The following is a 19,183-nucleotide window of genomic DNA, read 5'->3' on the forward strand; positions in this document are numbered from 1 at the left end:
GGCATCTTCCAAAGACCTCTATGTCCTCCGCACCTGATACCGCATCCCATTGGGCCCTGGGCCGAATCACCTGGGATTCCATACCGATGGCGCACGAGCCCATCGTGCTCTGGACCTTTGTCGCCACCGTGCTGGGTGGCCTGGCCGTGATGGCCGCCATCACCAAATTCCGCCTGTGGGGCACGCTGTGGCGCGACTGGATCTGCAGCATCGACCACAAGCGCATCGGCATCATGTACATGATCCTCGGCCTCGTGATGCTGCTGCGCGGCTTTGCCGACGCCGTGATGATGCGCCTGCAGCAGGCCATGGCCTTTGGCGACAACATGGGCTACCTGCCGCCGCACCACTATGACCAGATCTTCACCGCCCACGGCGTGATCATGATCTTCTTCGTGGCGATGCCACTGGTCACGGGCCTCATGAACTACCTCGTGCCGCTGCAGATCGGCGCGCGCGACGTGTCGTTCCCGTTCCTCAACAACTTCAGCTTCTGGATGACCACGGCAGGCGCGATCCTGGTGATGGTGTCGCTGTTCCTGGGCGAGTTCTCCACATCCGGCTGGCTGGCACTGTCCAACCTGGGGGCGCAGGACCCCGGCGTGGGGCTCGACTACTACATCTGGGCCCTGCAGATTGCGGGGGTGGGCACCACGCTCTCGGGCATCAACCTGATCGTCACCATCATCAAGATGCGCGCACCCGGCATGAACCTGATGCGCATGCCCGTCTTCACCTGGACTGCCCTGTGCACCAACGCGCTGATCGTGGCCTCGTTCCCGGTGCTGACGGCAGCGCTCGTGCTGATGTCGCTGGACCGCTATGTCGGCACCAACTTCTTCACGAACGACCTGGGCGGCAACGCCATGCTGTACGTGAACCTGATCTGGATCTGGGGCCACCCCGAGGTCTACATCCTGATCCTGCCGTGCTTCGGCATCTTCTCTGAAGTGGTGGCCACGTTCTGCAAGAAGCGGCTGTTCGGCTACACCTCCATGGTCTACGCCACGGTGGTGATCACCATCCTGTCGTACCTGGTGTGGCTGCACCACTTCTTCACCATGGGCTCAGGTGCGAGCGTGAATACCTTCTTTGGCATCACGACGATGATCATCTCGATCCCCACGGGCGCGAAGATCTTCAACTGGCTGTTCACCATGTACAAGGGCCGCATCCGCTTCGAGCTGCCCATGATGTGGACCGTGGCCTTCATGGTGACCTTTGCCATTGGCGGCATGACCGGCGTGCTGCTGGCCGTGCCCCCGGCCGACTTCGTGCTGCACAACAGCCTGTTCCTGATCGCCCACTTCCACAACGTGATCATCGGTGGCGTGCTGTTCGGGCTGTTCGCCGGCATCAACTACTGGTATCCCAAGGCCTTTGGCTACAAGCTCGACCGCACCTGGGGCGTGCGCTCCTTCTGGCTGTGGGTGGTGGGCTTCTGGGTGGCGTTCGGCCCGCTGTATGTGCTGGGCCTGATGGGTGTCACGCGCCGTGCCAACCATTTTGAAGACCCGTCGCTGCAGATCTGGTTCGTGATCGCCGCCATCGGCGCCGCAATGATTGCTGCGGGCATCGCCTGCTTCCTGATCCAGATCGTGGTGAGCTACCTCAAGCGCGACCAGCTGCGCGACCACACGGGCGACCCGTGGGATGCGCGCACGCTCGAATGGGCCACCTCGTCGCCCCCGCCCGACTACAACTTTGCCTTCACCCCTGTCGTGCATGAAATCGATGCGTGGTGGGACATGAAGAAGCATGGGTACAAGCGCCCGCTCGGCGGCTTTGCGCCCATCCACATGCCTGCCAACACCGGCTCGGGCGCGGTCATCTCGGCCTTGTCGCTGGTCTTTGGCTTCGCGCTGATCTGGCACATGTGGCTGCTTGCGGGCGTTTCGTTCGCGGCGCTGCTGCTGGCTTCGATCATCCACACGTTCAACTACAAGCGTGACTTCTACATCCCGGCGTCCCAAGTCGCCGCCACCGAAGAAGCCCGCACACTCCAACTGGCACGCCATGTCTGAACTCCGCCTCAACGCTGGCGCCGCCGCAGGCGCCCTGGCCCCGCGCGACTACCACCTTGCGCACGAGCCCCATCTCGAAAACGGCACCGCACTGGGCTTCTGGCTCTACCTGATGAGCGACTGCCTCATCTTTGCCGCCCTGTTTGCCACCTATGGCGTGCTGGGCCGCAGCTATGCGGCCGGCCCCACCGGTACGCAGCTGTTCGACCTGACGCTGGTGGCCATCAATACGGCCTTCCTGCTGCTGTCGTCCATCACCTTCGGTTTTGCCATGCTGCGCAAGCAGCAAAAGGATGTGAAAGGCACGCTGCTGTGGCTGGCCGTCACCGGCTTCTTCGGCCTGTGCTTCCTGGGCCTCGAACTCTATGAGTTTGCCCACCTGATCCACCAGGGCGCCACGCCCCAGCGCAGCGCCTTCCTGTCAGCCTTCTTCACGCTGGTGGGCACCCACGGCCTGCACGTGACCTTCGGTCTGATCTGGCTGGTGGTGCTGATGGTGCAGATCGGCAAACACGGCCTGATCCCTGCCAACACCCGCCGCCTGATGTGCCTGTCGATGTTCTGGCACTTTCTGGACGTGGTCTGGATTGGCGTCTTCACCTTTGTGTACCTGATGGGAGTGCTGTAACTATGAGCGCACAACACACAACACACGCACACGGCGCGCATGACCATGGCGGCCACGACCACCACGGCGACGCGGAACCGCACAGCAGCCTGCGCGACTACACGATCGGCTTCATGCTCTCGGTCATCCTCACGGCCATTCCCTTCTGGCTCGTCATGGCCAAGGTCATCGCCGACCGCAACACCGCCGTGCTGGTGCTGGGCGTCTTCGCCGTGATCCAGATCCTGGTGCACATGGTGTATTTCCTGCACATGAACGGCAAGGTCGAAGGCGGCTGGACCATGCTGTCCACCATCTTCACCGTGGTGTTCGTAGCCATTGCCATTGCGGGCACGCTGTGGGTCATGTTCCACATGAACGCGAACATGATGCCCGAGCACCCCACCCCCACACCCGCAACGCATGAGGCGCCGGGCCACTCGACGCCCTGATGCCATTCCACCCCACAGCCCCGGACCCCCAGTCCCGGCGGCTTCGCCAGGCGGTGCTCGCAGTGGTGGGCATCGCCTTGTTTTTGGGCTTTATCGCGCTGGGTACCTGGCAGGTGCAGCGCCGCGCATGGAAGCTCGCGTTGATCGAGCGCGTCGATCAACGCGTGCACGCTGCTCCTGTACCCCTGCCCTCCCGCCCAGAGTGGCCCCAGGTGAGTGCGGCCAGCCACGAATACCTGCCCGTCACCGCGCAGGGCCGGTGGCTGCCCGAGAAAACCGTGCTTACCCAGGCCCTGACCGAGCTGGGCTCGGGCTTCTGGGTGATGACGCCCTTGCAGCTGGATGATGGCGCGCAGGTGCTGGTGAACCGGGGTTTTGTGCCGCAGGAGCAGCGCGCCCAATGGCTGGCAAAGCCTATGCCCGCCTCCATCCCCCCTACCTCCACCACCGCGACTGTCCAGGGCCTGCTGCGCATGAGCGAGCCTGACGGTGGTTTTCTGCGCACCAATGCCCCGGCTGAGCAGCGCTGGTACTCGCGCGACATTGCGGCCATCGGCCATTGGCTGCAGTTGCCCGAGACTGCCCCCTTCTTCATCGATGCGGGGTTGCCTCCCGTACCAGGCGCCGCTGTGCCCCCGGCAGCGGACACCCGTTGGCCGCGCGCTGGCATGACGGTGATCCGTTTCCATAACAGCCACCTGGTCTACGCACTGACCTGGTACGGTCTGGCCCTCATGGTTGCGGGTGCTGGCTGGTATGTGGCACGCTACGAGCGCCGCCTGCGCGGCTTTGCGCGCCCTGCCACCACCTTCGCCCCTGATGACACCTCTTCGTCCTGATACTGCGACCGCCGCGCCGCAGCGCAACGCACGCTCGGCCGATGCCGCCGCAGGCATCAAGAACCTGCAGCAGCTGATCGAGCTGCGCTGGATTGCCGTGGTCGGCCAGGTGTTCACCATCGAGATGGCGCACTACAGCCTGAACCTCACGCTGCCTGTGCGCGAGATGCTGCTGGTGGTGGGCTGCCTGGCGGTGTTCAACGTAGTGAGCCTGCTGCGGCTGCGCACCGGTGTGATGGTGCGCAATGTGGAGCTTTTTCTGGCCCTGCTGATCGATGTGGCCGTGCTCACAGTGCAGCTGTACCTGAGCGGGGGCACCAGCAACCCATTCGTCTTCCTGTACCTGCTGCAGATCACGCTGGGGGCCGTGCTGCTGCGCGGCGCCTACATCTGGTCCATCGTGATCATCACACTGCTGTGTTTTGGCGTGCTGGCCACACACCACCTGCCCCTGGAGTTGCCGCAGAACCTGCACCAGGGCCTGTCGAGCCTTTACGTGATCGGGTTGCTGGTGTGCTTTGTGCTCAACGCCACGCTGGTGGTGGTCTTCATCACCCGCATCAACCTGAACCTGCGTGAACGCGATGCGCGCCTGGCCGCAGCACGCCGCCGCCGCGTGGAAGAAGAGCACATCGTGCGCATGGGCCTGCTGGCCTCAGGCGCGGCCCACGAGCTGGGCACGCCGCTGTCCACGCTGGCCGTGATCCTGGGGGACTGGCAGCACGACAAGCAGCTGGCGGCCTACCCAGCGCTGAAGGAAGACATCGACGAAATGCAAGCCCAGGTGCAGCGCTGCAAGAGCATCGTGAGCGGCATCCTGCTTTCGGCCGGAGAGACACGCGGCGAAGCCTCCATGCAGACCACCGTACGCACTTTTGTGGATGCCCTGGCAGAAGAATGGCGCAGCACCCGGTCGATGCCGCAGTTCATCTACGACAACGACTTCGGCGCAGATACGCCCATGGTGTCTGACACCACGCTCCAGCAGATGGTTTTCAATGTGCTGGACAATGCACGCGACGCCTCGCCCGGCTGGGTGCGCCTAGCCGTCACCCGCAACTCCGATGCACTGCGCATCACGGTGACCGACGCAGGGCCGGGCTTTGCCCCCGACATGCTGGCCAAGCTGGGCACGCCCTACCAGTCCTCCAAAAACCGCCCCGGCGGTGGGCTGGGCCTGTACCTTGTGCTCAACGTGGCACGCACGCTGGGTGGCAGCGTGGCGGCACGCAACCGCCCCGAAGGGGGCGCCGAAGTAACCATCGAACTGCCACTGGCGGCGATCGCACTGCCTGAAGCCAAAGCCTGAAGCCATGAGCCCTACCGACGACGAAGAACGAGAACAAGCGCAACCCCTGCTGCTCATCGTGGAAGACGACGAGGCCTTTGCCCGCACGCTCGCCCGTTCTTTCGAACGGCGCGGCTACCGCGTGCTGCAGGCTGCCAGCCTGCCCGAGGTCGAAACCCTGCTCGCACAACACACGCCCGGTTTTGCGGTGGTGGACCTCAAGCTCAAGGGCGAAGCCTCGGGCCTGGCCTGCGTACAAAAGCTGCATGCCGCCAGCGAAGACATGCTGATCGTGGTGCTGACCGGCTTTGCCAGCATCGCCACCGCCGTGGAGGCCGTGAAACTGGGCGCCTGCCACTACCTCGCCAAGCCGTCCAATACCGACGACATCGAGGCCGCTTTTGGCCTGAAGGCGGGCAACACCGAAGTGGAGCTGACCAACCGCTCCAGTTCCATCAAGACGCTGGAATGGGAGCGCATCAACGAGGTGCTGGCAGAAACCGGCTTCAATCTCTCGGAAGCGGCAAGGCGCCTGGGCATGCACCGCCGCACCCTGACCCGCAAGCTGGAAAAGAAACAGGTTCGTTAGGCGGGCACCGGAACCAGGGCTCAATATTTCAAGAATAATTGGCTGCTAGCGCTTAAAGGGCTTCATTGTTAGCTATCTTTTTTATAGCAAACCCCATGAGAGCAGCCATCAACCGCCTCAGCCCATCCATAGACACCCTTTGCGCCTGAGGCCTGGCCTCACATCAGCGCTGGCGCTGCACCAGCCAGTGCTCCGCCTCTTGCTGCTTTCCAAACCGCGCCCAATCCGGCGCATTCTTGCCATGCGGGTCTTTGCGCCAAAGGTCCACACCCCGCACCTCCAACCACTCCAGCGTCTGGATGTGCCCTTTGGCAGCAGCCAGCATCGCAGGCGTCTCGCCCCGGCTTGCGGGCGCAGGCTCGTCCAGGGGCTGCCCCTGTCCGGCCAGCCACTGCAAACAAGGCACACAACCACTTTGCGCCGCCATATGCGCCGGGCCCCAGTCCCACCGGTTGCGGGCCGCCAGGCTGGCCCCGGCCTGCACCAGGCGTTGGGCGGCAGCGAGGTGGCCGCCATAGAAGGCGCGCAACAACGCAGTGTCTCCACGCTCGCTGTCTTTGTGTGTCTGGCGAAGGTCGGGCTGGGCACCAGCCTGCAACAGCAGCTCGATGTGTTCCAGCTGCCCCCGGTGGGCCGCCAGCATGAGCACGGACGAGCCGCTGGGCGCGAGCAGGTTGGGGTTGGCGCCTGCTGCCAGGGCTGCGCCCAGGGCCCGGGCATCACCGGCGTCCTGCGCGTCGAGCAGCGCGTCGTCCGCTGCAGAATACGACGCAGGTGGCTGTACGGCGGCGGCGACGGGCGCAGCCGATGGCCCGGGCAGAGCCGGGCGCACCAGGCCGACAAGGGACGCCCCCCAGATCCACCAGGCCAGAGCAACTGCCAGCAGCAGCAATCCCCAGGCCGGGCGCGAATGCACGGCGCGGGCAGGCCGCTGTGCGCCAGGGCTGAAATGGTCCCGGCGGTGCGACCAGGCCCGCGCGATGGATTGGCCCAACGCAGTGGCAGCCCCTTCGCCACTGACGCCGGGGGTCAACCGAACCAGGGTGCCATTGCGCTCGCGCGCATAGACAGCGAAGTAAGGGGTCTCGCTGGCGCCGCTGCCGGTGGAATACAGCAGCTTGTGCACCAGGCTCTGGCTGGCCTGTCCGGGCAGGGCGTCTGCCCGCGACCACAGCGCAGAGTAGCGGCGCACGGTGAGGCCCTCATCCCGCACAGACAGGGTCCAGCGGCAGGTGGCAGCCTGCAGGACAAAGGCAACCAGCAGCCACCAGGCGCCGGTGGCCACAAAGAAGTGTGGCAATGCGATGCCGCCAGAGCCGAAGCGGCCGTTCAGGAAGGCCTCCACCACAAGACCCGCCAGCACCAGGCCTGCAGCCCAGCGCCAGCCGCGACGGCTGAATTCAAACTGCCACGCATGCGGAGTCTCCAGCAGCGTAACGGAAGCGGGCAGGAGCAAGGCGCCCTCACCATCCAGGCCCGCTTCTCCTTCTCCGTGGGCCGGATCAGCGGGCGCGATGGGGGTCACTTTCTTCCAGATAGCGCGCCGGTCAAAGCGATCGGCCTGCTCGTGACCAAACGCCTGTGGGGCTGCCTGCACGGGCACGTCGTAGGTCAGCTCTACATCCCCGCCCGGGGTGCGCAGCAACTCCAGCCGCCAGTCCACACGTTCACCAGAGCGCTGCGCGCCGTGCGGGGGTGCGTCGGGTGGCAGGTCAAAACGGGCCGTCAGCCGCAGTCCGCCATCGGCCGTGGGCTGCACGCGCGCGGTTTCAGAGAAAGACTCCACACAACGCTCCGGCGAACCGGAGCTCGATTCATCCACCCGGTACTGGGCCAGGCGCAGTTGCAACTGCTGGCCCTGCTGGTAGGCGGCGGCACGCTCGGGCAGGAGCAGTGTCATCTCGACCGGGTGGCCCGCACGCGGGACTGTGGGCAGTGCGGTCAGCTCTGCGCCCGCGTAGCGCCAGGCCATGTGGGTATGGCGCACCGACAGGGCCACCAGCCCCAGGCCGATCATCACGAAGAGGGAGATGAAGGCCTTGGCAAACCAGGGGGCGCTGGATTGGGTCCACAGCAGGGCTGCCATAGGGAACGCAATACCGCACCAGAAGATGGTGAAAAACCAGATGGCACCCACCGAAGTGCCGGAAGCGCCCTTCGCGAACAAGCTGGTGGGCGACGAGCCCGGCTGCAGGCCGCCCCTGCCAGCTTCCGGCGATGTCCCCCCGGCCCTGGCCAGACCCAGCAGGGTGTGCAGAAAAAACCAGGCCGCCACCAGCCCCACCAAGGTAAAAACCAGGGCAAACGGAATGCGGAAAATCTGCAGCGACCAGCGGATGGTGGGATCGATAAGCGACTGCGACGGATTGTTGGGATTGACCAGGACCGTGATGCCCTGCCCCCGTGCCTGCGCGCTCTGAAGACGCCCCGCCCACTGCCGTGGCCAGTCGTCGATGTTGTCGCTGTTGCCCCGCGCGTCCAGGCCGACGCGGGTGCCTTCGTAGGCCTTGCCCGCCACCTGATAGCGGTAGCGGGCCTGCACTTCGTAGGTGGCGCCATCGCTGCTGTGGTGCGTCTTGAGTTCAGCCGACAGGACTTCGGCCTGCACAGGCTGCCAGCCACGCACCTGCAGGGCAGTATCGAGCGTACGGGCGAGGGGCTTGAGCCCGGCGTGGTAGCCGCCCAACCCAAACCCCAGAGCGAAGACCGCGCTGATCAGCAGCGCCGCGAGGCGTGCCCCTACGCTGCTGGTCTTGTCGGCATTGTTTTTCTCTCTTGCCATGGATGTCCCCCCATTTCGTTTTGTTTTTATGGCTGGAGCATAGCGACGAAATCATGACATTTGCGTGACAAACACGCGTCCATTGCGTGACACGCCGTGGCATGGCTTGGCGATTGCGTGGTTTGCAACAAACATCCAGCGCCAAAAAAAAGCGGCTCCGAAGAGCCGCTTTTTGCTGGTCCATCCATCCCCGAGGGGAAGGATCAGGCGGTCACGCCGTCTGCCACTTCCTTGAACTCGGCGATCTGGTCGAAGTTCATGTACTTGTAGATCTTGTCGCCGTTCTGGTTGATGACGCCGATGTCTGCCAGGTACTCTTCCTTGGAAGGAATGCGACCCAGCTTGGAGCAGATGGCCGAGAGTTCGGCCGAGCCAAGGTACACGTTGGTGTTCTTGCCCAGACGGTTGGGGAAATTGCGCGTGCTGGTGGACATCACGGTAGCGCCTTCCTTCACCTGCGCCTGGTTGCCCATGCACAGCGAGCAGCCGGGCATTTCCATGCGGGCACCGGCCGCGCCGAACACGCCGTAGTGGCCTTCTTCGGTGAGCTGGTGCGCATCCATCTTCGTGGGCGGGGCCATCCACAGCTTGACGGGGATGTCCTTCTTGCCTTCGAGCAGCTTGGAGGCTGCACGGAAGTGGCCGATGTTGGTCATGCACGAGCCGATGAACACTTCGTCGATGGCAGCACCCGCCACGTCCGACAGCGTCTTGGCGTCGTCGGGGTCGTTGGGGCAGCAGACGATGGGCTCGGTGATCTCGGCCAGGTCGATCTCGATGACGGCCGCGTACTCGGCATCTTCATCAGGTGCCAGCAGTTGGGGGTTGGCCAGCCAGGCTTCCATGGCCTTGATGCGGCGGCCGATGGTGCGCGCGTCGGCATAGCCCTGGGCGATCATGTTCTTGAGCAGCACGATGTTCGAGTTGATGTACTCGATCACGGGTTCCTTGTTCAGGCGCACCGTGCAGCCAGCGGCAGAGCGCTCGGCCGAGGCGTCAGACAGTTCGAACGCTTGCTCGACCTTCATGTCAGGCAGGCCTTCGATTTCCAGGATCCGGCCCGAGAAGATGTTCTTCTTGCCCTGCTTGGCCACTGTGAGCAGGCCTTGCTTGATGGCGTACAGGGGAATCGCGTGCACCAGGTCACGCAGCGTGACGCCGGGCTGCATCTGGCCCTTGAAGCGCACCAGCACCGATTCAGGCATGTCCAGGGGCATCACGCCCGTGGCTGCTGCGAATGCCACCAGGCCCGAACCTGCAGGGAAGCTGATGCCGATGGGGAAACGCGTGTGCGAGTCGCCGCCAGTGCCCACCGTGTCGGGCAGCAGCATGCGGTTGAGCCAGCTGTGGATGATGCCGTCGCCAGGCTTGAGCGAGATGCCGCCGCGCGTGCTGATGAAGTCAGGCAGCTCGTGGTGCATCTTCACGTCCACGGGCTTGGGGTACGCAGCCGTGTGGCAGAAGGACTGCATCACCAGATCGGAGCTGAAGCCCAGGCAGGCCAGGTCCTTGAGTTCGTCGCGGGTCATGGGTCCGGTGGTGTCCTGCGAGCCCACCGAGGTCATGCGGGGTTCGCAGTAGGTGCCGGGCACCACACCCAGGCCTTCGGGCAGTCCGCAGGCGCGGCCGACCATCTTCTGGGCCAGCGTGAAACCCTTGCCGGTGGCGGCAGGCACTTGCGGCAGGCGGAACAGCGTGGAAGGCGGCAGGCCCAGGGCTTCGCGGGCCTTGGCAGTCAGGCCACGGCCAATGATCAGCGGAATGCGGCCACCGGCACGCACTTCGTCGAACAGGACTTCGCTCTTGACTTCGAATTCGGCAATCACGTTACCGTCCTTGAGCGCCTTGCCAGCGTAGGGCAGCAGTTCGATCTCGTCGCCCATGTGCATCTGGCTCACGTCCAGTTCGATGGGCAGTGCACCAGCGTCTTCCATGGTGTTGTAGAAGATGGGCGCAATCTTGCTGCCCAGGCACACGCCGCCGAAGCGCTTGTTGGGCACGAACGGGATGTCTTCGCCCGTGAACCACAGCACGCTGTTGGTGGCGGACTTGCGGCTCGAACCCGTGCCGACCACGTCGCCCACGTAGGCCACCAGGTTGCCACGCGCGCGCAGGTCTTCGATGAACTTCACCGGGCCGCGCTTGCCGTCTTCTTCGGGCGTGATGCCGTCGCGCTTGTTCTTGAGCATGGCCAGCGCGTGCAGCGGGATGTCGGGGCGGCTCCAAGCGTCAGGTGCGGGCGACAGGTCGTCGGTGTTGGTTTCGCCAGTGACCTTGAGCACGGTGAGCTTGATGCTCTGGGGCACTTCGGGGCGGCTGGTGAACCACTCGGCATCGGCCCAGCTTTGCAGCACGGCCTTGGCGAAGGTATTGCCCTTGTCAGCCTTCTCCTTGACGTCATGGAACTGATCGAACATGAGCAGCGTCTTCTTGAGCGCTTCGGCGGCGACGGAGGCCACCGCAGCGTCGTCCAGCAGGTCGATCAGGGGGGTGAGGTTGTAGCCGCCCAGCATGGTGCCCAAAAGCTGCGTGGCGCGCTCGCGGCCAATCAGCGTGCACACCTCAGTACCGTGCGCCACGGCAGCCAGGTAGCTGGCCTTGACCTTGGCGGCGTCGTCCACACCGGCAGGCACTCGGTGCGTGATCAGGTCGACCAGCGTGGCTTCTTCGCCCGCAGGGGGGTTCTTGAGCAGCTCGATCAGCTCGCCGGTCTGCTTGGCAGTCAGCGGCAGGGGCGGGATGCCGAGGGCGGCGCGCTCGGCCACGTGGTCACGGTAGGCTTTCAACATCATTTTTCTCCGGTTGCGTTCTAAAGTGGGGCGGCGTGCAGCGCGGCGGCGTTTTTCGATAGCCGGGGCGCCTGCATGCGCGGGGTCGTGCGGTTTTCTTCTCTGTGGCGCTGCGCTGGTGAAGGACTTACTTCAGGGGTTCCAGCACACTCACGGGCGGGTTTTTCTTGATGGCCTCGGCCACCACCACCTGCTGCGGGCTCATGCATTCGTCGGCCAGGCGTTGACCCAGTTTCTGGTTCATCAGCATGGACTTGTTGGCGATCTGCAGCCAGACGGCGCCACCCTTCTGGTCTTCCAGGCGCACCGTGCCCGTGGTGGTAGCGACGGGGGCCATGAAGTACTTGAAGCCCTTGCCTTCCACATGGAAGTGGCCTGGGCTCGCAGGCTCGGCGGTCACGGTGACAAAGGCACCGAGTTCGCAGGGGATGCGGCCCACGTGCACACGTTCGGCAATGGCCAGTTCTTCGGGGGACAGCGCGGCTTCGGCAGCAATGATGCCGGTGGCCACCTGGTTCGCCGCGCTCTTGAGCTGGCTGCGGCTGCTGGTGCCTTCGGTTTTGGCTACCGAAGATTTCTTGGCGGCAGGCGCCTTGTCCGCAGCCTTGGCAGACTTCGTATCGGGCTTGGCAGCGGGCTTTGCTGCAGGTTTGGCGGCAGCCTTGGTCTCGGGTTTTGCTTCGGTCTTGGCAGGGGTTTGCGCCAGGGCGAGGGCTGGAGCCAGCAGCATCAGGGCAGAGGCGATAAAGGATTTCATGGGAGGTCCTGCGTGGAAAAATTCAGGAATGTTCACAACGGAACGGAGGCCGACGCGCCAAACCAATGGCGCACGGCAAGAGGAAGTGTGCGCCCGGTACGGTGGGCGCGCTCCAGCACCTGCCAGTAAAAGCGATAACTGGCGCGGTCGTGCAACGTGCCTTCAAAGCTGATGGGAGCCCAATCAGAATCTGCGGCAGCAGCTATTATTTTTGAAGCAACTTCGATGTCATCCTGCTGAGGCGCAAACGCCTGCAGGATGGGTCGGATCTGTGCGGGATGGATGCTCCACATGCGGGTATAGCCCAGCTCGCGCGCGGCACGGCTGGCGGCGCCTTGCATGGCCACCGTATCGGAGAACTCCGTCACCACACAGTGCGATGGCACCTTGCCGTGGGCATGGCAGGCAGCGGCAATCTCCAGCTTGGCACGCACCACCAGTGGGTGCGAAAACTGCCCCGCCGAAGTCATGCCATGCGCAGGGATGGCGCCACCATGGGCCGACACAAAATCCATGAGGCCAAAACTCAGGCTCTGCACGCGCGGGTGGGCTGCGATTTCAAAAGCACGGTGCACCGCAGCAGGGGATTCGATGAGGACATGGATCGGTACCGGGGCGGCAGAGGCTTTCTCCAGCGCCCGCTCCGCTGCCAGTACGTCGTCCACAGATTCCACCTTGGGAACCATGATGTGGCTGAGCCGATGGCCTGCTTCGCCCGCTATCGTGGCGACATCGTTGGCGAATGCCGGGTGGTCCACCGCGTGGACCCGGGCGGCCACGCGGGCACCGGGTGCAGCGCCCAGGGCCAGACGGGCAACCAGCCGGGCGTGGTCGGGTTCAAGGCCGACGGGGGCGCCGTCTTCGCAATCGAGGGTGACATCAAAGACGCAGGTACCGAACTCCTGCGTCATCTCGGCCTGCAGCTGCAGGCTCTTGCGCATGCGCGCTTCGACGCCGCTGTAGTGGTCACAGACCGGCAGGAAGCCTGTCTGCGCCTGGGCGCCCAGCAACACATCGCGTGGATGGGATGGCGCAGCGCCCTGCCCCTGCGCGGGGACCCGGGCGGCCCGAAGGCCCGATGCCTGTGGCGTCGGCTGCATGGCGCTCACCTGGTTTACAGCAGGTGCTTGACGCCGTCTTGCTCGCCTTGCAGCTCAGCCAGCGTGATGTTGATGCGCTCTTGCGAGAACGCGTCGATTTCCAGACCTTCAACGATCTTGTACTCGCCGTTTTCGCACGTCACGGGGAAACCGAACATGGTGTCCTTGGGGATGCCGTACTGGCCGTCCGAAGGAATGCCCATGGTGACCCACTTGCCGTTGGTGCCCAGGGCCCAATCACGCATGTGGTCGATGGCGGCGTTGGCAGCCGAAGCAGCCGACGACAGGCCACGCGCTTCGATGATGGCAGCGCCGCGCTTGCCCACGGTGGGCAGGAAAGTGTTGGCGTTCCATTCCTGGTCGTTGATCATCTTGGCGACGCTTTCACCGTTGATGGTGGCGAAGCGGTAGTCGGCGTACATCGTGGGCGAATGGTTGCCCCAGACGGTCAGCTTTTCGATGTCCGCCACGGCCTTGCCGGTCTTGGCTGCGATCTGGCTGGCAGCGCGGTTGTGGTCCAGGCGCAGCATGGCGGTGAAGTTCTTGCGTGGCAGGTCGGGGGCCGACTTCATGGCGATGTAGGCGTTGGTGTTGGCAGGGTTGCCGACGACCAGCACCTTCACGTTACGCGAAGCCACGGCATTCAGGGCCTTGCCCTGTGCCGTGAAGATGGCGCCGTTGACAGCCAGCAGTTCGGCGCGTTCCATGCCCGGGCCACGGGGGCGCGAACCGACCAACAGGGCGTAGTCGGCGTCCTTGAAAGCGGTCATGGGGTCGCTGTGGGCTTCCATGCCCACCAGCAGGGGGAACGCGCAATCGTCCAGTTCCATCATCACGCCCTTGAGCGCCTTCTGGGGGCCTTCGACAGGCACTTCGAGCAATTGCAGGATGACGGGCTGGTCCTTGCCCAGCATTTCGCCGGAGGCGATGCGGAACAGCAGGGCGTAACCAATTTGACCAGCGGCACCGGTGACGGCGACGCGAACAGGCTTCTTGCTCATGGTGAAAACTCCAGGGAAGTGAGGAAAACAGGTGTGAGTGCAACGCAAGCACCAGCGCCTGTTACCAGCAGCCCGTGCCCCGCAAAACAGCCTTGGAGTGTACCGCTGATTGGACACCTCGGTCAATTTGTCTTATGTCTTATATAAGATATGATTACACCCCGACACAGCCCGCGTATCACTTCGTGTGCGGCCCGCCCTTCTCCCGATCGCCATGTCCTCGCTTCCGCTCAACGCCGACAACCCTGCGCAGCCTTTGGCAGGCACGGGCTCTGCCACGCCCGCGTTCAGCCCGCTGTACCAGCAGATCAAAGGGCTCATCCTGCAAAGTCTGCAACAGGGCGAGTGGAAACCGGGCGAATCCATCCCCAGCGAGATGGAGCTGGCTGCACGCTTTCGCGTGAGCCAGGGCACGGTGCGCAAGGCCATTGACGAGCTGGCGGCCGAAAACCTCGTGATGCGGCGCCAGGGCAAGGGTACCTTTGTGGCCACCCATGCCGAGCAGCATGTGCAGTACCGTTTTCTCAAGCTCATGCCCGACACGGGAGACGTCCGCGTGGAGGGCCCTGCACAGCGCAAGGTGATCGATTGTCGGCGTGTGCGTGCCAGCGCTGACGTTGCGCGCGCACTGGCACTGCGCAGCGCCGACCCGGTGGTCCAGGCGCGGCGAGTCCTGTCATTCGCAGGCGTACCCACCATCCTGGAAGACATCTGGCTGCCCGGCCAGGCTTTCAAAGGGCTGACGGCCGAACAACTGGCCAACTACCAAGGCCCTACTTACGCCATGTTTGAACTCGACTTCGGCGTACGCATGGTACGTGCCGAGGAGAAAATACGTGCCGTACTGCCCGATGCCGACCAGGCGGCGATGCTGCAGATCCCACAGGCCACGCCGCTGCTGAGCGTGGAGCGCATCGCCTACACCTACAACGACGTTCCGATGGAGTTACGGCGCGGCCTGTACCTGACCGACACGCACCATTACCGTAACGAACTGAGCTGACACCACCCTGGCAACTGAGCGGAAACGTAGAACATTCGGGCTGGAGCAAACCCTTCTTGTTGCGTTGCAATAGAATTTTGCGTTCTTTGCATCTTCAAATTACAAAGCAGTTACATCCACGAAAGCACACAACATGACAGAACTCGCCAAAAAACGGCCTGAATTCCGCAACATCAATGCCTTCAAGGACCTGACCACCTACCGCATGACTCCTGCAGCGTGGGTTTCGATCCTGCACCGCGGCAGCGGGCTGATCATGTTCCTGCTGCTGCCTTTCATCATCTGGATGTTCGACACCTCGGTGTCGTCTGAAATCTCGTTCGCCCGGTTCTCGGCGGCTTTCAACATCGGCATTGGCTTCGTGCCCGGCTGGTTCATCAAACTGGTGGCCCTGGCACTGATCTGGGCCTATCTGCACCACTTCACCGCCGGCCTGCGCCACCTGTGGATGGACGTGAGCCACAGCGCCGTGAACAAGGAATTCGGCAAGTCCTCGGCCTTTGTCGTCCTGGCCATCAGCATCACGCTGACCCTGGTGCTGGGCGCCAAGCTTTTCGGCCTGTACTGATCGATCAACCCCAAAAAGCGGCGGCTGCTGCCAGGCAGTGCCCGCCGAAGAACGAGAGGAAATTCCCATGTCCGTCAATTACGGTTCCAAGCGCGTCGTCGTCGGCGCCCACTATGGCCTGCGCGACTGGCTCAGCCAGCGCGTCACGGCAGTCCTGATGGCCCTGTTCACCCTGGCACTGCTGGCCCAGGTGATCTTCTCCAAAGGCCCCATCGGCTACGACAAATGGGCCGGTATCTTCTCGGCCCAGTGGATGAAGGTGCTGACCTTCTCCGTGATCGTTGCACTGGCTTGGCACGCCTGGATCGGCCTGCGTGAAGTCTTGATGGACTACATCAAGCCCGTGGGCCTGCGCCTGGCACTGCAGGTGTTCAGCATCGTCTGGCTGGTCGGCTGTGCCGGCTGGGGTATCCAGGTTTTGTGGCGTCTCTGATTGATCCCCGCGACTGAAGGCAAAAAATAATGAGCTACACCAACGCTAACATCACCCGCCGCAAGTTCGATGTCGTCATCGTCGGCGCAGGCGGCTCCGGCATGCGTGCCGCGCTTGAACTCTCCCGCGCAGGCCTGAACGTGGCCTCGCTGTCCAAGGTTTTCCCCACCCGTTCGCACACCGTGGCTGCACAAGGCGGCGTGAGCGCATCGCTGGGCAACATGTCCGAAGACAACTGGCACTACCACTTCTACGACACCATCAAGGGCTCCGACTGGCTGGGCGACCAGGACGCCATCGAGTTCATGTGCCGCGAAGCACCCAAGGTGGTGTATGAGCTGGAACACTTCGGCATGCCGTTCGACCGCAACCCCGACGGCACCATCTACCAGCGCCCCTTTGGCGGCCACACCGCCAACTATGGCGAAAAGCCCGTGCAACGCGCCTGCGCCGCTGCCGACCGCACTGGCCACGCCATGCTGCACACGCTGTACCAGCAGAACGTGAAGGCCAAGACCAACTTCTTCGTCGAATGGATGGCGCTGGACCTGGTCCGCGACGCCGACGGTGACGTGGTGGGCGTGACCGCCCTGGAAATGGAAACCGGCGACCTGTACATCCTGGAAGCCAAGACCGTGCTGCTGGCCACCGGCGGTGCTGGCCGCATCTTTGCGGCATCGACCAACGCCTTCATCAACACCGGTGACGGCCTGGGCATGGCGGCACGTGCCGGCATTGCTCTGCAGGACATGGAGTTCTGGCAGTTCCACCCCACCGGCGTGGCCGGCGCCGGCGTGCTGCTGACCGAAGGCTGCCGTGGCGAAGGCGCTATTTTGCTCAACAGCAACGGCGAGCGCTTCATGGAGCGTTATGCGCCCACCATGAAGGACCTGGCCCCGCGCGACTTCGTGTCCCGCTGCATGGACCAGGAAATCAAGGAAGGTCGCGGCTGCGGTCCCAACAAGGACTACATCCTGCTCAAGCTCGACCACCTGGGTGCAGACACCATCCATAAGCGCCTGCCTTCGGTGTACGAAATCGGCGTCAACTTCGCCAACGTGGACATCACCAAGGAACCTATTCCTGTGGTGCCCACCATCCACTACCAGATGGGTGGCGTGCCTACCAACATCAACGGCCAGGTGGTTGCACAAGCCAACGGCATCAACAACGAAGTGGTCAACGGCCTGTACGCCGTGGGCGAATGCGCCTGCGTGTCGGTGCACGGCGCCAACCGCCTGGGCACCAACTCGCTGCTGGACCTGCTGGTGTTCGGCAAGGCCGCTGGCCGCCACATCGTCGAGTTCAACAACAAGAACAAGGAGCACAAGCCCCTGCCCAAGGATGCGGCCGACCGCACCTTGGAGCGCTTGAACCAGCTCGACAAGTCGAACGAAGGCATCTACGCGCAAAACCTGGCAGGCGACATCCGCTCCACCATGCAGCAGCATGCCGGCGTGTTCCGCACCCAGGCCAGCATGGACGAAGGCGTCAAGAAGATCGCCGAGATCCGCAGCCGCGTGGCCAACGTGACGCTGAAGGACAAGTCCAAGGTGTTCAACACCGCCCGCATCGAAGCGCTGGAAGTGGACAACCTGATCGAAGTGGCGCAGGCCACCATGGTGTCGGCCGCCGCGCGCAAGGAATGCCGTGGCGCCCACACCGTGTACGACTACGAGCACCCAGCCGACCACGCCGAGTTCCCCTTGGGCCGCAATGACCAGGAGTGGATGAAGCACACCCTGTGGTACAGCGAAGGCAACCGCCTCGCCTACAAGCCGGTCAACCTCAAGCCCCTGACGGTGGACAGCGTGCCCCCCAAGGTCCGTACGTTCTAAACAGTAGCCCCACGAGAGAAGAACCATGCAAAAGCGCACATTCCAAATCTACCGCTACGACCCGGACAAGGACGCCAAGCCTTACATGCAGACCATCGAGATCGAACTCGACGGCCATGAACGCATGCTGCTGGACGCCCTGATGAAGCTCAAGGAGCAGGACCCCACGCTATCGTTCCGCCGTTCGTGCCGCGAAGGCGTCTGTGGCTCCGACGCGATGAACATCAATGGCAAGAACGGCCTGGCGTGCCTGACGAACATGAATACCCTGAAGGGCACGATTGTTCTCAAGCCCCTGCCCGGCCTGCCCGTGATCCGCGACCTGATCGTGGACATGACGCAGTTCTTCAAGCAGTACAACTCGATCAAGCCCTACCTGATCAACGAGCAGATTCCACCCGACCGCGAGCGCCTGCAGTCTCCCGAAGAGCGCGAAGAGCTCAACGGCCTGTACGAGTGCATCCTGTGTGCCAGCTGCTCCACGAGCTGCCCCAGCTTCTGGTGGAACCCCGACAAGTTCGTGGGCCCTGCCGGACTGCTGCAGGCCTACCGCTTCATCGCCGACAGCCGCGATGACGCCACCGGCCAGCGCCTCGATAACCTCGAAGACCCGTACCGCCTGTTCCGTTGCCACACCATCATGAACTGCGTGGACGTGTGCCCCAAGGGCCTGAACCCCACGAAGGCCATTGGCAAGATCAAGGAACTGATGGTGCGTCGCGCCATCTGACCGGGGCCCAGGACCGCCATGGGTGCAACCGCCACCACCGCCCCCTCGGCAGCCTCGCCGCTGCTGACGGAACGCGAACTCAGCAAGCTGCACTGGCGCTGCCGGCGCGGCCTGCTGGAAAACGATCTGTTCATCGAACAGTTCTTCACCCGTTTCGAGCCTGAGCTGAACCAGCGCCACGCCCAGGGCCTTGCGGCCCTGATGGACCTCGCCGACAACGACCTCCTGGACCTGCTGCTTTGCCGCAAGGAACCCAGTGAGACGCTGGATGCGCCCGAGGTGCATGAAGTGCTGGGCATGCTGCGGGAAAGCGGCGGCACCCCCGTGCTGGGCACCTGACGAGCGGGTTTTCTCGCTCTGAAAAGATCCCAGCCCCACCAGAC

17 protein-coding genes are annotated in these 19,183 nt (G+C 63.7%); 12 read left to right on the plus strand and 5 right to left on the minus strand.

The features are described 5' to 3' along the window. The first annotated feature begins 20 nt into the window (after positions 1-20). Genes cyoB through AC2YJX_RS16340 form a run of 6 tightly spaced genes read left to right on the plus strand, consistent with a single transcriptional unit; the run spans position 21 to position 5,799 of the window. Positions 21-2,024: a cytochrome o ubiquinol oxidase subunit I gene (gene cyoB, locus AC2YJX_RS16315; protein WP_055402916.1), complete on the plus strand. Its 2,004-nt coding sequence runs from the start codon at positions 21-23 to the stop codon at positions 2,022-2,024. Next, positions 2,017-2,652 carry a cytochrome o ubiquinol oxidase subunit III gene (gene cyoC / locus AC2YJX_RS16320; RefSeq protein WP_487256651.1) on the plus strand — a complete coding sequence of 212 codons (636 nt, stop codon included), beginning with the start codon at positions 2,017-2,019 and terminating at the stop codon, positions 2,650-2,652. Before cyoB ends, cyoC begins: the two co-directional genes overlap by 8 nt. A gap of 2 nt (positions 2,653-2,654) precedes the next feature. Next, positions 2,655-3,083 carry a cytochrome o ubiquinol oxidase subunit IV gene (cyoD, locus tag AC2YJX_RS16325; protein ID WP_487256652.1) on the plus strand — a complete coding sequence of 143 codons (429 nt, stop codon included), beginning with the start codon at positions 2,655-2,657 and terminating at the stop codon, positions 3,081-3,083. After that, positions 3,083-3,922, plus strand: a complete 840-nt coding sequence (locus AC2YJX_RS16330; RefSeq protein WP_426307085.1) for an SURF1 family protein — start codon at positions 3,083-3,085, stop codon at positions 3,920-3,922. Before cyoD ends, AC2YJX_RS16330 begins: the two co-directional genes overlap by 1 nt. Further along, a complete protein-coding gene (locus tag AC2YJX_RS16335) occupies positions 3,903-5,231 on the plus strand; it encodes an ATP-binding protein (protein ID WP_487256653.1) in 1,329 nt (442 codons plus the stop codon). The genes AC2YJX_RS16330 and AC2YJX_RS16335 overlap by 20 nt, the downstream gene beginning before the upstream one ends. A 4-nt stretch (positions 5,232-5,235) precedes the next feature. Next, positions 5,236-5,799: a response regulator transcription factor gene (locus AC2YJX_RS16340; RefSeq protein WP_121507064.1), complete on the plus strand. Its 564-nt coding sequence runs from the start codon at positions 5,236-5,238 to the stop codon at positions 5,797-5,799. 163 nt (positions 5,800-5,962) lie between these two features. On the opposite strand, the gene AC2YJX_RS16345 is transcribed toward AC2YJX_RS16340, so the two are convergent. From AC2YJX_RS16345 to AC2YJX_RS16365, 5 genes are all read right to left on the minus strand, one after another. Then, positions 5,963-8,581, minus strand: a complete 2,619-nt coding sequence (locus tag AC2YJX_RS16345) for an ankyrin repeat domain-containing protein (protein WP_487256654.1) — start codon at positions 8,579-8,581, stop codon at positions 5,963-5,965. A 203-nt stretch (positions 8,582-8,784) separates the two neighbouring features. After that, positions 8,785-11,370, minus strand: a complete 2,586-nt coding sequence (acnB, locus tag AC2YJX_RS16350; protein WP_055393150.1) for a bifunctional aconitate hydratase 2/2-methylisocitrate dehydratase — start codon at positions 11,368-11,370, stop codon at positions 8,785-8,787. Positions 11,371-11,497: 127 nt separating this feature from the next. Further along, complete coding sequence (locus AC2YJX_RS16355; protein ID WP_431152389.1) at positions 11,498-12,127, minus strand: hypothetical protein; 630 nt, start codon at positions 12,125-12,127, stop codon at positions 11,498-11,500. 32 nt (positions 12,128-12,159) lie between these two features. Continuing rightward, positions 12,160-13,227, minus strand: a complete 1,068-nt coding sequence (locus AC2YJX_RS16360; protein ID WP_487256655.1) for an HpcH/HpaI aldolase/citrate lyase family protein — start codon at positions 13,225-13,227, stop codon at positions 12,160-12,162. Between the two features lie 14 nt (positions 13,228-13,241). Then, the gene (locus tag AC2YJX_RS16365) at positions 13,242-14,228 is read right to left on the minus strand and encodes a malate dehydrogenase (protein WP_055393136.1); all 987 of its coding nucleotides are present in this window, start codon (positions 14,226-14,228) and stop codon (positions 13,242-13,244) included. A 214-nt stretch (positions 14,229-14,442) separates the two neighbouring features. Here AC2YJX_RS16365 and AC2YJX_RS16370 point away from each other — a divergent pair, with 214 nt between their 5' ends. The 6 genes from AC2YJX_RS16370 to AC2YJX_RS16395 all read left to right on the plus strand — a co-directional run bounded on the left by AC2YJX_RS16370 (position 14,443) and on the right by AC2YJX_RS16395 (position 19,139). Next, positions 14,443-15,231, plus strand: a complete 789-nt coding sequence (locus AC2YJX_RS16370) for a GntR family transcriptional regulator (protein WP_055393133.1) — start codon at positions 14,443-14,445, stop codon at positions 15,229-15,231. Between the two features lie 133 nt (positions 15,232-15,364). Beyond that, positions 15,365-15,799, plus strand: coding sequence for a succinate dehydrogenase, cytochrome b556 subunit (sdhC, locus tag AC2YJX_RS16375; protein WP_487256656.1), 435 nt, complete (start codon positions 15,365-15,367; stop codon positions 15,797-15,799). Between the two features lie 67 nt (positions 15,800-15,866). Then, on the plus strand, positions 15,867-16,232 hold the full coding sequence (sdhD, locus tag AC2YJX_RS16380; protein WP_055393129.1) for a succinate dehydrogenase, hydrophobic membrane anchor protein: 366 nt from the start codon (positions 15,867-15,869) through the stop codon (positions 16,230-16,232). Positions 16,233-16,261: 29 nt separating this feature from the next. Continuing rightward, entirely contained in the window at positions 16,262-18,070 is a 1,809-nt protein-coding gene (gene sdhA / locus AC2YJX_RS16385) for a succinate dehydrogenase flavoprotein subunit (protein ID WP_055393127.1), read from the plus strand. Between the two features lie 25 nt (positions 18,071-18,095). Further along, the gene (locus tag AC2YJX_RS16390) at positions 18,096-18,800 is read left to right on the plus strand and encodes a succinate dehydrogenase iron-sulfur subunit (RefSeq protein ID WP_055393124.1); all 705 of its coding nucleotides are present in this window, start codon (positions 18,096-18,098) and stop codon (positions 18,798-18,800) included. A gap of 18 nt (positions 18,801-18,818) precedes the next feature. Beyond that, positions 18,819-19,139 carry an FAD assembly factor SdhE gene (locus tag AC2YJX_RS16395; protein ID WP_055393121.1) on the plus strand — a complete coding sequence of 107 codons (321 nt, stop codon included), beginning with the start codon at positions 18,819-18,821 and terminating at the stop codon, positions 19,137-19,139. The last annotated feature ends 44 nt before the right edge of the window (positions 19,140-19,183 follow it).

This window comes from Acidovorax sp. SRI_002 (assembly GCF_057586455.1).